Raw genomic sequence first — 15507 nt, 5'->3', positions numbered from 1 at the left:
GGGAATCCAGAGACTTTAGCGTGGCTGCACGAAAGTCTCTGGATTCCCGCCTTCGCGGGAATGACGGTAGGAAAGAGCGCGGCGAACCCGAGACGACCGTCGAACCCACTCGGCGCCTCCTACGAGCCGAAACAGTCGCCCTGATGCTGCACAACCAACTCACGATGCTCGATCCCCCCGTGCATCAATTCAATCCTGGCGAAGGCTTCGGCTTCGGCGGCTCGGTCGTCATCGATCCGGTCAAGCGCGGCCAGCCCGGTTCGATCGGCCGCTTCGGTTGGCCCGGCGCGGCCTCGACCACCTATGCGATCGATCCGGCGAAGCAATGGATCGCAATCGCCCTGCTGCAGCATCTGCCACGCAGCGACGTGCCACGGGATCTGCCGCGGATCAGCAAGGACTTCTATCGCTTGGTCGATGCAGCCATGGAAGACACAAGCAAAGACGACACTCGCAACACCACGACCCCGGACACGACGAAATGAGCGGATCGAACAACCTGTCCGTCTTGATCGCCGGCTCGGCCAACCTCGACTTCGTCGTCCGCGCCAGCCACGTGCCCGCGCCCGGCGAAACCGTGCTCGGCCGCGAACTGGCGACGTTTCCCGGCGGCAAGGGCGCCAACCAGGCGATTGCCTGCGCGCGCGCCGGCGGCGCGGCCACGCGCATGCTGCTCGCGCTCGGCGACGACGCCCATGCCGCGCCGATCGAAGCTTCGCTGCGCGAGGCCGGGGTCGAACTGCACCTGATCCGCTGCCCCGATCGCGCCACCGGCACCGCCTTCATCTGCGTGTCCGACGACGGCGAGAACGCGATCACCGTCGCGCCCGGTGCCAACGCCGCCTTGCGCGACGACGATCTACCCGCGCTCGACGGCGTCGGCCATCTGTTGCTGCAACTCGAAACGCCGCTGCCCGCGATCGAAGCCTGGGCACGCCGCGCACGCGCGGCCGGGGTCGCGGTCGTGCTCAACGCCGCGCCCGCGCGCGCGCTGCCGGCCTCGCTGCTGGACTGCGTCGATCTGTTGATCGTCAACGAAGGCGAACTCGCCGCGCTCAGCGGCATCGCCGACGACATCGACGCCGCGCTGGCGCGCATTCCCACCGCCCAGGTCGTGGTCACGCTCGGCGCGCGCGGCTGCCGCGCGCGCGTCGACGGCCGTTTTCTGACCCAGGCCGCGTTCCCGATTCAACCGCTCGACACCACCGCCGCCGGCGACACGTTCTGCGGCACACTGGTCGCGGCGCTCGCCCAGGGCGACGACTTCGCCGCGGCCCTGCGCCGCGCCAGCGCCGCTTCGGCCCTGGCCTGCACGCGCGCGGGCGCGCAGACCAGCGTGCCGACGCGCGAAGAAGTCGAACGACTGCTCGCCGCAACGCCCTGATCGCCGGCCCTCCATTCTCCGCCTCGCTCCCCACCGAAGCCCCCATGACCCAGCCCTACCGACCCGCCGCCGACGATGACGCTTCCAACGAAGACGAACGTCGCGCCGTGCGCACCGAATACAAGTTCTCGCATGTCACCACCCAGCGCTATCTGCCGCTGCCGGGCAAGGCGCCGGGCTGGCCGTTCGCCGAGATCGGGCACTGGAAGGTCGATGTCGACGCGACCCTCGACGACTGGATCGCCGAGCTGATCGACTGGCGCCGCGAACACCTGATCCGCATCGGCTACGACGACGCGCATTACCGCCGCCCCGAACTGCAATGGGCGCAGCGCAATTTCGTCCACGCGCAGATGATGGCCGAGGACCGCTACTTCTACGATCCGGTTGCCGGGCGCTACACCGTCGACCGTTATCTCGACGATCTCGAACGCCGTTACGGCGGCATCGACAGCGTGCTGATCTGGCATGTGTACCCGAACATCGGCGTCGACGACCGCAATCAGTTCGATCTGGCCGGCGACCTGCCCGGCGGGCTCGACGGCCTGCGTGGCGCGATCGAGGACTTCCATCGCCGCGGCGTGCGTGTGTTCCTGCCGACCATGCCCTGGGACCACGGCACCCGCGACAGCGGGGGCAAGGACTGGGAGGCAGTAGCCACACTGGTCAAGGCGGTCGGCGCCGACGGCGTCAACGGCGACACCTACAACGGCGTGCCGCGCGCGTTCTTCGATGCCTGCGACGCGCTCGGTCATCCGGTGGTGCTGCAACCCGAATCCACCATCAGCGCCGAGGAGGCGCTGATCTGGAACGTGCAGAGCTGGGGCAAGAAAGCGCCGAACGAGTTGATTCCGCCGGTGGCCAAGTTCAAGTGGCTGGAACCGCGCCACATGATCAACTACGAAAACCGCTGGGGCCGCGACCGCAACCACGACCTGCAATACATCTTCTTCAACGGCGTGGGCTACAACGCCTGGGAAAACATCTGGGGCCTGTGGAACCAGCTGACCGACCGCGACGCCGAAACCCTGCGCCGCATCGCCACGATCGAACGCGAGTTCGCCGCGTGCATGACCAGCGCCGACTGGCGGCCGTACGTGCATACCCGCCAGGCCGGCGTGTTCGCCAGCCGCTTCCCGCACGCCGGCACCACCGTGTGGCATCTGGTCAATCGCAACGAGTACGAGATCGACGGCGAACAGATCGCGGTCGCGCATGAAGCCGGCACCCGTTATTTCGATGCCTGGAACGGCGTCGCGCTGGAACCGCGCATCGATGGCGAGCAGGCGGTGTTCGAATTCGCCATGGAAGGCCGCGGCTTCGGCGCACTGTTGGCGTTGGCGCCGGGTGTCGAACATGCCGGCCTGGGCACCTTCCTCGATGGCATGCGGCAGTTGTCGGATATCCCGTTGCACCGCTATTCCAAGCAATGGCGATCCTTGCAGCAACGCCTGCTCCCGATCGCGCCGACGGCCCCGGTCGCGACCGCGCCCGACGGCATGGTCGAGATTCCGGCCGGCGAGTTCGACTTCGTCGTCGGCGGGATCGAAATCGAAGGCCAGACCTGGGAAGGCGTCGACGTGCAGTACCCGTGGGAAGACAGCGCGCGGCGCAATCACCGCAAGCGCATGGCGATGCAGCGCTTCTTCATCGATCGCACCCCGGTCACCAACGCGCAGTACCAACGCTTCGTTCAGGCCAGCGGTTACGCGCCGCGCGATGCGCACAATTATCTGCGCGATTGGGTCGATGGCGCGCCGCGCCCGGGTTGGGAGAATCGCCCGGTGACCTGGATTGCGATCGAAGACGCCCGCGCCTACGCGCACTGGGCCGGCAAGCGCCTGCCGCGCGAATGGGAGTGGCAGTACGCCGCGCAAGGCGGCGACGGCCGTCGTTATCCGTGGGGCAACGACTGGCGCGATGACGCCGTGCCCGCGCCGAATCGCGGCCGTCGCCTGCGCGCCCCCGACGAAGTCGACGCGCATCCGGCCGGCGCCAGCGTGTTCGGCGTGCTCGATCTGGTCGGCAACGTCTGGCAATGGACCGACGAATACCACGACGAACATACCCGCGGCGCGGTGCTGCGCGGCGGCAGTTCGTACCAGCCGCAGACCTCGCACTGGTATTTTCCGCAGGCCTACCGGCTCGATCAGCACGGCAAGTATCTGTTGATGGCGCCGAGCAAGGACCGCTCGGGCTGCATCGGTTTCCGCTGCGTGGTAGATGCGAGCGCATGAGCCGCGAACCTGAGCCTTCAATCGACGCCATGAATCCAACAAGCGACTACACCGCCAAAGCCGCGCGCGTCGAGGTCCGTCTCGACGGCCTGCTCGGCGACGCACTCGAGGCTAATCGCCGCGGCCGCCTGTCGCATTTCATCGTCGACGAAACCAGCCCGGCGATCGCGATCTTCGCACCGGCCCATCGCCAGCAGAATGTCGAAGGCGACTGGTACGGCGAACATGCCGGCAAGTGGCTGGTCGCGGCGGCCAAGGCCGCCGCGACCAGCGGCGACGAAGACTTGCTGGCGCGCGTGCGCCGGGTCGCCAATTTCCTGGTCGCGCATCAGGAAGCCGACGGTTACATGGGCACCTACGCGCCCGAGCACCGCTTCATGCGCAAGCAGGCGCCCAAGCCCGGCACCTGGGACGGCGCGCCGAGCGTGCGCACCTGGGACATCTGGACCCACGCTTATCTGATCCTGGGCTTGCTGGAAATCCACAAGCACTTTCCCGAACCGCGCTACCTCGACGCGGCGCGCAAGATCGGTGCGCTATGCCTCGACACGCTGACACGCGGCGGTATCGACATCACCGAACTAGGCAATCACCACGGCATGTCGGCCACGGTGCTGCTGGACCCGGCGGTCGAGTTGTACTTCGCCACTGGCGAGCCTGCGTTTCTCGATCTGGCGTTGACCGTGCTCGGCCAGGCCGACGCCAATCCCGACCTCGCCCTGCTCACGCGCGCACTGGCCGGCGTGGACGCGGCGCAGATCGCCACCGGCAAGGCCTATCAACTCGCATGGAACCTCGTTGGCTTGGCCAAACTGCATCGCGCCACCGGTCGCGCCGAGTATCTGCGCGCGGTCGAGTCGCTATGGCGCAGCATCCGCGATCATCACCTGAGCTTAGGCGGCGGCCCGTGGGGCGGCGTCGCCCATCGTTCGCGCGAAGTGTTCAATCCGGCCGGCGTGTTCAGTCCGCAGGGCTATGTCGAAACCTGTTCGACCCTCGCCTGGATCCAGCTCAATCGCGAACTGCTGAGCATCACCGGCCAGGCGTGTTACGCCGAGGAGGTCGAACGCTCGGCCTACAACGATCTGCTCGGCGCGCAGGCGCCCAACGGCGAGGACTGGTGCTACTACGTGTTTCCCAACGGGCGGCGCGTGCATACGACCTATTGGCGCTGCTGCAAATCCAGCGGCTCGATGGCGATCGAGGAGTTGCCGGCCATCGCTTACACCCGCGGCGACGACGATGCGCTGGCGGTCAATCTCTACGGACCGGGCACGGCGCGGGTCGAACTGGCGCGTGCGGGCACGGTGCGGATCGAGCAGGACACGGCTTATCCGTTCGATGGCCACATCGGTTTGCATGTGAGTCCCCAGCGCGCGGCGCGATTCACGCTGAAACTTCGAGTTCCTTCGTGGGCGAACGACGCGTCGGTATCGATCAACGGCGAACCGGTATCGGCCGCGATCGCACTTGGCGATTACCTCGTGCTCGATCGCGAGTGGAACGATGGCGACCGCATCGCCATCGACTTCCCGATGAGCCCGCGCCTGCACACCGCGGTCAATCGCAACGTGCAGGAATCGCGCGCGCCCGACGGCAGCCCGGTCGCGCAGGAAGTGCTGCACAACGAATACTTGGCCGTGACCTGCGGCCCGCTGGTGTATGCGACCGGCCTGATCGACGGTTTCAAGATCGAGGAAACGCTCAAGCCACCGGCCGCGCCGACGTCGCAGTGGCTGCACTGGCACGCCGCCGACGCGCAGCACCCGACCCCGCGGATCGAACTGGACCCGGGCTATCGCGAGCCGCTGGTGTTTCAGCCGTATTACTGCGCCGGCGGCCGCGTCGACGGCGCGTGGCGGCTGACCTGGCTGTCGTTGCCGCCGGTAGCGCCGCGGTGAACGGTGCGTGCACAGGGTGCGGGAACGCCCAAGTAATAATTTGTGCTCGCAGAACATACCTAACTCGCCTTTTTATCGGCCCGGCCCCGGCGCAGAGTGGGTCGAGCCTCACGCATCGTCCGGACAGCACGGCATGACCCCCACTTCCATCGATCCGATCGCAGATCGCACCGCTGCGCCCGTCGCGGCGTCCGGCCCTCTGGCCGGCGTGCGGGTCCTCGATCTGAGCGCTTACATCGCCGGGCCCTACGGTTGCAGCCTGCTTGCCGACCAGGGCGCGGACGTGATCAAGATCGAGCCGCCCGACGGCGACAATCTGCGTCAGTATCCCTCGACCCTCGCCAGCGAAAGCCGTGCGTTTCTCGGGGTCAATCGCAGCAAACGCGGCATCGTGCTCGACCTCAAGCGCGCCGACGATCACGCGGTGCTGCTGCGGCTGGTGCGCGAGGCCGACGTGCTGGTGCATAACTTCCGCCCGAGCGTGCCCAAGCGCCTGGGCATCGATTTCGAACAACTGCAGTTGATCAATCCGCGGCTGATCTATTGCGCGGTCACCGGCTACGGCGAAACCGGGCCGATGAAGGACAAGGCCGGTTACGACCAGGTGCTGCAGACCATGACCGGCATGTGCAATCTGCAGGGCCGCCGCGGCGGGCCGCCGGAAATCATCTACGGCTCGGTGGTCGACTACTACGCGGCCGCGCTGCTCGCCGCCGGCGTGTCCTCGGCGCTGTTCGAACGCGAACGCAGCGGATTGGGTCAGTTCGTCGGCGTGTCGCTGCTGCGCAGCGCACTGACCATGCAATCGGCGCGGATGATCTGGGCCGACGGCGAAGGCTTGGACATCGGCCGCGACATGCGCTCGGGCGGCGTCACCGGCATTCATCCGACCCGCGACGGCTATATCTACATCTCGGCCAACACCGCGCGTTTCTGGAAAGCGCTGTGCGAGAAGACCGGCCTGCAGGAACTGGCCGACGACCCGCGCTACGACAGCGTGCGCAAGCGCGCGCAGGCGGTAGCCGAGATCGTGCCGCGCCTGCAGCAGGCGCTCGCCGCGCGCAGCGCGATGGAGTGGGAGGCGATCTTCGGCGACGAGGTGCCGTGCGCGGCCGCGCGCCGGATCGAGGACATGTTCGATCACCCGCAGGTGTTGGCCGAAGGCATCGTCGATGCGATCGACCACCCGCAGGTCGGTCGCTACCGCGGCGTCGCCCAGTCGATCAAGTTCGGCCGCACCCCCGGCCCGGCCGCGTTCGCGGCGCCGATGCTGGGGCAGGATACGCAGGCGGTGAAGGCGGAGTTGGGGGAGACGGGGGCGGTGGGGCGTAAGCGGCGGGGGTGAGTTTTTTTAGTTTCGCTGCGCCGCCGCATTGAACTGGGGTACGTTCGACTCACTTCGCTAACGGTCTTAGCGCCCTCACAACCGTCATTCCCGCGAACGCGGGAATCCAGTGCCTTTGACGGGACCTGCACGAAAGTCGCTGGATTCCCGTGTTCGCGGGAATGACGGTTATGAAAGTTACGCGGACTGTGCATGTAATGGCGCACTTCCGTAGCTACCGACAGCCTAGCGAATGGAATCCCCAAAAACGTCATCTCCGCGAAGGCGGGGACTAGGGCGACGAGAGTCGCGCGCTCAATACCGCGCCGCGCCCATCCCCGGCGAAAATTTCTCCCACAACTCCTCGAACTGCCCCACGAAGCACCGCACCAGATTCGCATCGTCGGTCACCACCAGGTTCTCCTCGTTGCTGGTGGTCGCGCTGCGGGTCCAGTTGAAGCTGCCGTTGGCCAATACCCGACCGTCGAACAACGAAAACTTGTGGTGCATGTGGAAGGGGCTGTCGTCGATCCGCACCGGCACGCCGAGTTCGCGCAGCCGTAGCACGTCGCTGCCCTCGTCGAATTTCTTGTCGTTGTCGCTGATCAGCCGCACCGTGATGCCACGCTTGTGGCAGGCCAGGATCTCCTCGGTCAGGCGATCGTCGGAAATCGTATACACGCAGATATCGACGCTGCGCTTGGCGCCGCGGCACAGCTCGCGCAACTTGCGCAGGCAGGCGTCGCCCGGGGCGAAATAGGCGCTCGACACCACCGCCGGCGCGGCGGCGACGATGTCCAGGGTCTTGACCACCTGCTCCAGCCAGCGCAAGGCATCCAGCGTGCGCGGCGGCTCGGCCAGCATCAATTCGCGAGTCATGTCGAAGGCGCGATTGCGCAGGTAGCGCACCCGGTCGGCGCCGACGCTGCCGCCGAGCTCGCGCAGTTCGAACTTTTCCTCGTTGTCGAGCGTGTAGTCGGCGATGCTCTCGCGCAGGGTCTGGTCGAGTCGTGCGAAATCCATGGCGTTGCCTTCCTTAGCGTTGCACGCGGCCGTTGAGCCGGTCGGCGAAGTCGTTGAGCGCGCGCTGCAGCTCGCGCTGTTGTTCGGTCATCTCCGCCCGGGTCGGCGCGTCCTGCACGTCGCGTTCGCCCAGTTGCCTGAAGATCTCCACCAGCGCTTCGTTGATCCGGGTCTGGCGCTCGCCGCTGTCGTGCAGACGACCGACCAGCGGGTCGAGCGCGTGCTGCAAGGACGGACCCAATTGCTCCAGCAACGCGTCGTAATCGGGCGCGGGCGCGGCCGGTGCGAGCGGCGGCGGCGCGGACTGCGCCGCGGCGACGCGTTCGAGCAGGCCGAGGATTTCGACCCACGGCGCGGGATTCTCCGGCGCCACGGGCACGGGCGCCGCGGCCGCCTTGCTCGCGGACGAATCCAGCGAGCGCACGCTTTCGACCAGATCGTTGAGCTGCGCCACCACCCGCCCGCCGACATCGGCTTCGCCCGCGCCCATGGCCTTGTTGCGTTGGAAATCGCGCTTGATCTGGGCCCAGCGCGCGGCCTGTTCCGGCGTCAGCACGCCGCGCAGTTCGGCGAGCTTGAGCAGGTTCTCTTCGGCACCCGAGGTCAGCAACTGCGCTTCGCCCTGATAGTGATCGCCGATCAACTGCTGCAGCTCGGCCTGGTTCATCACCGGCGAAATCTTTTCGGCCAGCTTGTTCATGTTGCGATAGCTGCCTTGCAGCTTGAACGGCGGCTCGGTGCGATAGGTCTCGGCCTGCGCGGCGCTGGCGATGTATTGCTGGTTGACCTTGTAGACCACCTCGCGCACCTGGATCAGGCGCTCCAGGGTGGCGACGATCTCGTTGATCTCTGCACCGCTGTAGGCATGGCTGAGTTCGTTCGCGGAGAACGGCTTGCCCTCGGCCTTGGCGACGAAGCGGTACAGGTCGGCCATTTCGCGGGTGGCCAGCGGCGCCAGCACCGGGTTCGAGGTCAGGCTGTTTTCGATGTAGCTCAGCACGAACGAGGCTTCCATGCCGCCGAGCACGTCGCCGAGGTTGTAGATGTCGGCGCGGTTGGCGAGCATGTCCGGAATCTTGAACACCTCGCCGGACTCGGTGTACGGGTTGCCGGCCATCACCACGCAGAACTTCTTGCCACGCATGTCGTAGGTGCGGGTGCGCCCCTTCCACACGCCTTCGATGCGGCGGGTGCCGTCACACAGCGAAATGAATTTCTGCAGGAACTCGGGATGGGTGTGCTGGATGTCGTCGACGTATAGCATCACGTTGTTGCCCATCTCCAACGCGAGATTGAGCTTTTCCAGTTCCTGGCGCGAGGTCGCGTCCGGCGCCTGCTCCGGATCGAGCGAACGCACTTCGTGGCCCAGCGCGGGGCCGTTGATCTTCATGAAGATCAGACCGAGCCGGTGCGCCACGTACTCCATCAGCGTGGTTTTGCCGTAACCCGGCGGCGAGATCATCATCAGCAGGCCCATCAAGTCGCTGCGCTTGCTCTCGCCGACCGTGCCCATCTGCTTGGCGAGGTTGTCGCCGATCACCGACAGGTACACGTCGTTGATCAGCTTGTTGCGCACGAACGAGCTCAGCGGGCGCGGCTTGAATTCGTCCAGCCGCAGCGCATGGCGTTCGCGCCCGACGATCTCCTGGCGTAGCGCCTGATAGCGCTGGAAGCCGGGCACGAAGCTTTCGCGGTGATGACGCAGGCGCGCCGACCAGTCGTCGATCGCCAGGGTCATGCGGCCGTCCTTCACCCGCGGATGCTCGCCCAGCAAACCCTGCACCGATGCGCTCAGATCGGTCTCGGTGATCTTCTTCGGGAAACGCTGATCGAGCAGCAACAAGGTCGCCGCTTCGGCGGCGTAACCGGCCAGCGGCGCCAGTTCCGGCGCGCGCGCCAACGCTTCGATCCAGTTCATCGCCAGCGCCCAGCGCGCCGCGATGCGATCGCCGAGGCCGTCCAGCGCCGCGGCGAAACCGTCCCACATCCGCGCCGCGCTCAATTTCTCGCGCAGCGCCTGCAGCAGTTGCTGCGCGTATTTGCTGAACACGAATTGCGGGCGCTCGTCGGACAACTCCTGCACCAGGTACTCGGCGGCGCGCGGGGTCAAGGCCGGATCGATCGCCAGCGTCTGCTGCTGCGCGTAGGCGCTCATCGCCTCGGCGATTTCGCCGCGCAGCGCATCCAGGCCCGAGGCGCTGCCGAACAGGCGCTGGATATCGGCCGAGGTGCGCGCGCGTTCCGGCCACTGCTTCTGCGGGTCGTGCTGGGCAACCTGCGACCAGTACAACGCGGCCCACGCACGAGCTGCCGGTTCGAACGCCAGCCGGCCCGCGCTCGCGCGCAGCGGCAGCAGCGCCTGCAGGATCAAGGTCGCGTCGTGATCGTGGATGCCCTTCTCATAGCCTTCGCGATAACGCGGCGCGGCGAAGTCGCGGACCGTGCGGCCCAGCACCTCGGGTTGCGCGAGCTGCTGATGCAACAGGTCCAGGCTCAGGCCTTCACTATTGCCGGCCGCGGCTTCGATCACCAGCCCGGCCAGGTACTCGCCGCGATACAGCTGCGGCGATTCGGAATCCATCGACACGCCCCAGTAGGCGCGCGCGGCGTCCAGATCGGGGTTGTTCAAGGGCTCGAAGAAATCGGTGCCGGTCAGATGCAGATTCAACACGTCGCCGCGCGGCAGCAGGGTCAGGTCGAGCTCCTGGGTGTTGACGCTGAAACGGTGACGCGGGCCGAGCTTGATGACGTTGCCGCCTTCCTCGAACAGCTCGCTGCGGTCACGCAGCGCGCGCACGGCCTGATCGCGCGCGCCTTTCATGCGCGCTTCGACGTCGTCGGCCTTGACGCTGTCCTTGAGCGCGCGCAGGCGCTCGGCCAGTTCGCGCAGCTTGAGGATCAGCGCATCGCCGGCGAAGAAAGCGTTGAGTTCGTCGGCGCTGGCGAAGCGCGCGGTGCGCCGGCCCAGGCCATCGAGAATGCGCGTGGCCGCGTCCATCACCGCCTGCGCCTTGCGCTGGCGGTCGTCCATCAAGGTCTGCTTGTGCGCCTCGAAGGTTTCCAGCAACTCCTCGCGCTTGGTCAGGATGTCGCCGAGAAACGCCTCGTGTTCGCCGAACTGGCTTTCCAGTTCCTCCAGTTGCACCATCAGCCGCGACAATTGCTCGTCGGCTTTTTCCGGGTCCTGGGCCAACGACAACGCGCTGGCGATACTCTGCCCGAACAGGCTGAACTGCGCGCCGAACTGCGCCACCGATTCGGCCGAACCCAAACCCTTACGGCGCTGATCGGCGCGCGCCTTGGCCTGATTGAGCTTGGAATAGATTTCCGAGATCGCCTCGACGATGCGGGTGCGCTGGGTCGCATCGTCGACCTTGAGCGTGGCCATCAGCGCCGACAGCATGTCCAGGTCGCCGGACATCGCGCGCATCTGCTCCAGCGGCTCGACCAGCTGCGCGACCGTGGTCGCCTGCTGCGCCTGCGCATCGAGCGCGGCCAGACGTTCGGCCAGCGGCGCGAGCGCCTTGTCGCCGGCCAGGAACTCGCCGGTCGCGGCACCGATGCGTTCGTGCTCGGCGACCAGCGCCTGCTCCATCGCATCGATCGCGGCTACATCGATGTAGCGGTATTCGCGGATCGTCAGCAGATGCCCGCGCTGCGCGGTCAGACCGTTGAGCGCGTCGACGAACTCCTGGACCTTCTCCCAGTTCTCCGGCTGCAGGCTGTCGAGCAGGGCTTTCTGCTTGCTCTGCGCCTCGCGCATCGCCCGGTCGGACTGATTGCGGATGCCTTCGACTTTTTCGTATTCGTCCAGCACCGACTCGGCGGTCGCGGCGATCTCGCGCAACAACGGCGCGGTCTCGCCGCAGTTCGGATCCGACAGCCAGTGGTGCGCGTCGAACAGACGCCGGGTGTTCTGCGCAAGCAGGCCGTAACGCTTGGCCGAAACCTCGGTGGCCTCGATCTCGCGCGACAGGCTCATCAGTTCGGACACGCCGCGGACCAGCTCGGCGTTGCCGATCTTGCCCATGAAGCTGTTGCCGGCCGGCTGCTTGGCCGCGTATTCGTCGCTGTAGTACGGCGTCTGCCAGACCTGCATCGGATGCACGCGGGTCGGCTCGTCGCTTTCGGTGGCGAAGATCACCATGCGCCCGTCTTCCAGGCGCGCATAGCCGTGACCGAAGATCGGCGTCTGCAGCCGTCGTTCGATCATGTTGTAGGTGAACATCGCGGTGCGGCCCTGTTCGGGCTCGTAGAACAGGTACAGCACGTCCTCGCCGTTCGGGGAGCGGATGCTGCGCTTGTAGCGCATGCCGTCCATCGACTGGTCGAAGCTCTTGTGCTCGCCGTTCTGCAGGTAATAGCCGCCCGGGAAGATGATGCCGTGGTCTTCGGGCAACTGGATGCAGGCCAGGCCGATCGCGTCCTGGCGCAGCACCTTACGGGTCAGGGTGTTGAACACGAGGTAGCGCCACTGCTCCTCGCGGTAGGGCAGGATCTTGAGCAGGATCAGGCTGCCGACCTTGGCGAAATCGACCTGGGCGTCGTCCAGCGACTGGGTCTTGTCGTCGACCGGTTCGCGGTAGATGCCCTTGCCGTCCTCGGTGTTGTTCTCGACCTTGATGGTGAGATCGCCGTTGACGGTCTCGACGAACACGCTGTCGAGAATGTTCAGATGCGGATGGCGGCCGTTGACCACCATCTCGCGGGTCGCGCGGGTCCATTCGAAATCGAACGGCGCCGGCAGCGCGATGTCGCGCTCGCCGCGGTTGTCGATGTAGCGCACTTCGCCGTTGGGCGAGACCGACCAGCGGAACACGCGCAGGTCGGTGATTCGCTCGCCGATCTGGAACGCGGCCAGCAGCTTGCCGTCGCGCACGATCAGCTGGATCAGGCGGGTGTGCTTGTAGTACGCGTACAGCTCGCGGAAATCCTGAGCGAAACTGTCGATGCCGAGGAAGCTGCCCTTGAGCTCGACCGGGGTGACGTCGTAGCCTTCCGGCCCCTGCACCAGTTTGTACAGCGAGAACACGTCGGCGACGACGGTCTCTTTCTTGAGCCCCATGAACACGTTGTAGCCGAACAGCAACAGATCGCCGACCTGGACGATGTCGCGCGCGACGCAGTTGTTCTCGGTGCGGATGCGAAACCGCCCGACCACTTCCATCTGGCTGCTGCCGAACTCGCTCAGGCGCTGCTGGTTCAAGCCCTGGGCGATGCCGCGCAAGCGCAGACCCTGTTCGCTCAGTCGCTTGCTCAGCACCTCGTACGCGCCGCCCTGGGCGACCGCCTGATCGACCGCCGCATGGGCGGCCGCCTTCGCGCTGTCGTTGGAAATGTCGCCCGCGGCGGTGTTGCTCGCGGAAGCGGTCGGCTTGGTATCGGCCATCAGTGGTTCGTCCTACCGGTCCTGCCCGCGGCGCGAAACGCTTGCGTCGCGGACGTCAATCCGATGCGCCGCCGCGAGCGGCGGCGCATTCCCTGGGTCAGGCGCGCGCTCAGGAATCCAGCGCGGTCTCGCCGGCGGGCTTGCCGTCGACCTTGCCTTCGATCTTGGCGACGCTCTTGTCGTCGCCCTTGTTGAGCAGACGCTGCAGCACGTCCTGCACGATCGGGCTCTTGCCGGCCACGCCTTCGATCGCCTTGCCGACCGACAGCGCCTTGGCGAAGGAATCGAAGAACGCGCCTTCGCCGCCGACGATGTCGATGTTGGCCTTGCTGAGCGCGGCGGCCAGCACGTCGGCCTGCTCCTTCGCCACTTCCTTGTTGGCGTCGATGCCGGCGATGGCCTGCTCGAAGTTCTTCTCCAGCTGCATGCGGAATTCTTCATGCGCGCGCGACTGGTCGCTGAGCGAATCGAGCGCGCCGAACTTCTGCGACAGACCCTCGGCTTCGGACTTGAGCTTCTGCAGCAGCACGTCGGCTTCCGACATGCCCAGGTCGCGATTGGCCTTGGCCTTGGCCGAACCCAGCTGCTCTTCGCCGCGCGCCTGCGCGAACAGGTTTTCTTCCAGCACCTTGGCGTCGGACAAGCCGAGCTTTTGCTTGGCGTCGGCCTGCGCTTCCATCACCCGCGCCTGGGCCATGCCCTTTTCCTGCTCGCCCTTGGCTTCCGCGCCCATGGTCTCGGCGACCACGCGGGCCTTGGCCATGCCTTCCTTCTCGATCGCCGCGGCGGTGATCTCGCGCACCCGCGCATCGGCCAGGCCCGGCGCCGCGCGCTCGGCCTCGATGCCTTCGGCCATCTTCTTCTTGGCTTCGGACTGCTTGCCGGCCGATTCCAGCTCGGCCTGCGCCAAGGTGGTGATCTCCACCGCCTTGTGCTTGGACGAGGTCTCGTCGGCCTCGGCCTGCTTGACCTGGCGCACCATCTCTTCCTCGGCCTTGGCCTGCGCGTGCAGCACCAGGACCTGCTTGGCGCGATCGGCCTCGGAGACCTGACGCACTTCCTTGATCCGCTCTTCTTCCTGGGCCACGGTCTTCTCGACCGCGATCCGGTCGCGGATCACGTTGGCGATTTCCTTGCGCTGTTCCTCCAGCGCCTTTTCCTTCTCGATCCGGTTGAGCTCGACCTCGCGTTCGCGCGCGACGATTTCCAGATCCTTGGCGCGGGTGACCTTCTCGACTTCGATCACCACCGCGCGCTGGCGGTTCTGCTGCGCCACTTCGACTTCGCGCTGACGGTTCTCCTCGCGGATATCGAGCTGCTCCTGCACCGAGATGCGCGCGTTCTCCGACTTGAGCCGCTCTTCTTCCTGGACCTTGGCGGTCTCGGCCTGTTCGCGCGCCTGGATGGTCTGGATCTCGCGCTTCTGCCGCGCCTCGGCGTCGGCCTGCTGGCGTTCGAGCGCGAGCATGGCTTCGCGGGTCTCGACGTTCTTCTTGGTGATCGCCAGCTGCTCGTTGCGCTCCAGCTCGTTGGTGATCACGTTCTGCGCCGCGGTCAGCTCGGTGATCTTGCGGATGCCTTCGGCGTCGAGGATGTTGGTCGGATCCAGCGAGGACTTGGGCGTCTGCTCGAGGTAATCGATCGCGACGTCCTCGAGGATGTAGCCGTTGAGGTCGTTGCCGATCACTTCGATGATACGGTCGCGGAATTCCTGGCGGTTCTCGAACAGCTTGACGAAGTCGATCTGCTTGCCGACGGTCTTGAGCGCCTCGGAGAACTTGGCGTTGAACAATTCATTGACCGCGGTGCGGTCGGAGGCGCGGTCCACGCCGATCGCCTTGGCGACCTTGAGCACGTCCTGCTGGGTTTCGTTGACCCGCAGGTAGAACGCGACGGTGATGTCGGCGCGCATGTTGTCCTTGCAGATCAATCCGTCCTTGGCCCGCCGGTCGACTTCCAGGGTGATCAAGGAGATCTTCATGAACTCCTTCTTGTAGATCACCGGGTACACCAGCGCGCCGGTGAAATGCACCTTGGGCGTGGACGACATGTCGTTGACGATGAGCGCGGTGCCCTGCGGGACCTTGATGTAGAACGCCTTGAACATCATCAGCAGGACGAACACGATCAGGACGCCCAACCCGACCAGGGTGAGGATCGTAAAAGCACTCGAAGGCAAGCTCATTGTTGCATCTCCCTATGACTCAACGTTGCGGACGCGTCGACCTGAGCGGCGTCGGAACTACGGT

At 66.1% G+C, this 15507-nt stretch carries 7 protein-coding genes and 1 pseudogene; 5 read left to right on the top strand and 3 right to left on the bottom strand.

What is annotated here, in order from left to right:
• From ASD86_RS17525 to ASD86_RS17505, 5 genes and pseudogenes are all read left to right on the top strand, one after another.
• Positions 1-485 (top strand): annotated as a pseudogene (locus tag ASD86_RS17525) (hypothetical protein); the annotation flags it as partial.
• Positions 482-1384 carry a ribokinase gene (locus tag ASD86_RS17520; RefSeq protein WP_056113470.1) on the top strand — a complete coding sequence of 301 codons (903 nt, stop codon included), beginning with the start codon at positions 482-484 and terminating at the stop codon, positions 1382-1384. The pseudogene ASD86_RS17525 and the gene ASD86_RS17520, both read left to right, overlap by 4 nt.
• A 44-nt stretch (positions 1385-1428) precedes the next feature.
• Positions 1429-3621 (top strand): formylglycine-generating enzyme family protein, encoded by a 2193-nt coding sequence (locus ASD86_RS17515; RefSeq protein ID WP_082578456.1) that lies wholly within the window; start codon positions 1429-1431, stop codon positions 3619-3621.
• 29 nt (positions 3622-3650) lie between these two features.
• Positions 3651-5522: a beta-L-arabinofuranosidase domain-containing protein gene (locus ASD86_RS17510; protein ID WP_056113467.1), complete on the top strand. Its 1872-nt coding sequence runs from the start codon at positions 3651-3653 to the stop codon at positions 5520-5522.
• 133 nt (positions 5523-5655) lie between these two features.
• Positions 5656-6867, top strand: a complete 1212-nt coding sequence (locus ASD86_RS17505) for a CoA transferase (protein ID WP_056113465.1) — start codon at positions 5656-5658, stop codon at positions 6865-6867.
• A 294-nt stretch (positions 6868-7161) separates the two neighbouring features.
• On the opposite strand, the gene ASD86_RS17500 is transcribed toward ASD86_RS17505, so the two are convergent.
• The 3 genes from ASD86_RS17500 to ASD86_RS17490 form a co-directional block, all read right to left on the bottom strand.
• Positions 7162-7869 carry a phospholipase D-like domain-containing protein gene (locus tag ASD86_RS17500; RefSeq protein ID WP_056113463.1) on the bottom strand — a complete coding sequence of 236 codons (708 nt, stop codon included), beginning with the start codon at positions 7867-7869 and terminating at the stop codon, positions 7162-7164.
• A gap of 13 nt (positions 7870-7882) precedes the next feature.
• Positions 7883-13258, bottom strand: coding sequence for a DNA repair ATPase (locus tag ASD86_RS17495; protein WP_082578455.1), 5376 nt, complete (start codon positions 13256-13258; stop codon positions 7883-7885).
• 109 nt (positions 13259-13367) lie between these two features.
• Positions 13368-15443, bottom strand: a complete 2076-nt coding sequence (locus tag ASD86_RS17490) for a flotillin family protein (RefSeq protein WP_056113459.1) — start codon at positions 15441-15443, stop codon at positions 13368-13370.
• Positions 15444-15507: the final 64 nt, after the last annotated feature.

The sequence above is a fragment of the Lysobacter sp. Root690 genome, from assembly GCF_001427785.1.
Taxonomy (GTDB): Bacteria; Pseudomonadota; Gammaproteobacteria; order Xanthomonadales; family Xanthomonadaceae; genus Lysobacter.
The sequence above is the reverse complement of the archived record's forward strand: the minus strand, read 5'-3'. Positions and strand labels throughout refer to the sequence as shown.

Coding starts and splice junctions, on each gene's coding strand:
- ASD86_RS17510 (WP_056113467.1), top strand. CDS start 3,651: ATGAATCCAACAAGCGACTACACCGCCAAAGCCGCGCGCGTCGAGGTC.
- ASD86_RS17515 (WP_082578456.1), top strand. CDS start 1,429: ATGACCCAGCCCTACCGACCCGCCGCCGACGATGACGCTTCCAACGAA.
- ASD86_RS17520 (WP_056113470.1), top strand. CDS start 482: ATGAGCGGATCGAACAACCTGTCCGTCTTGATCGCCGGCTCGGCCAAC.
- ASD86_RS17505 (WP_056113465.1), top strand. CDS start 5,656: ATGACCCCCACTTCCATCGATCCGATCGCAGATCGCACCGCTGCGCCC.
- ASD86_RS17500 (WP_056113463.1), bottom strand. CDS start 7,869: ATGGATTTCGCACGACTCGACCAGACCCTGCGCGAGAGCATCGCCGAC.
- ASD86_RS17495 (WP_082578455.1), bottom strand. CDS start 13,258: ATGGCCGATACCAAGCCGACCGCTTCCGCGAGCAACACCGCCGCGGGC.
- ASD86_RS17490 (WP_056113459.1), bottom strand. CDS start 15,443: ATGAGCTTGCCTTCGAGTGCTTTTACGATCCTCACCCTGGTCGGGTTG.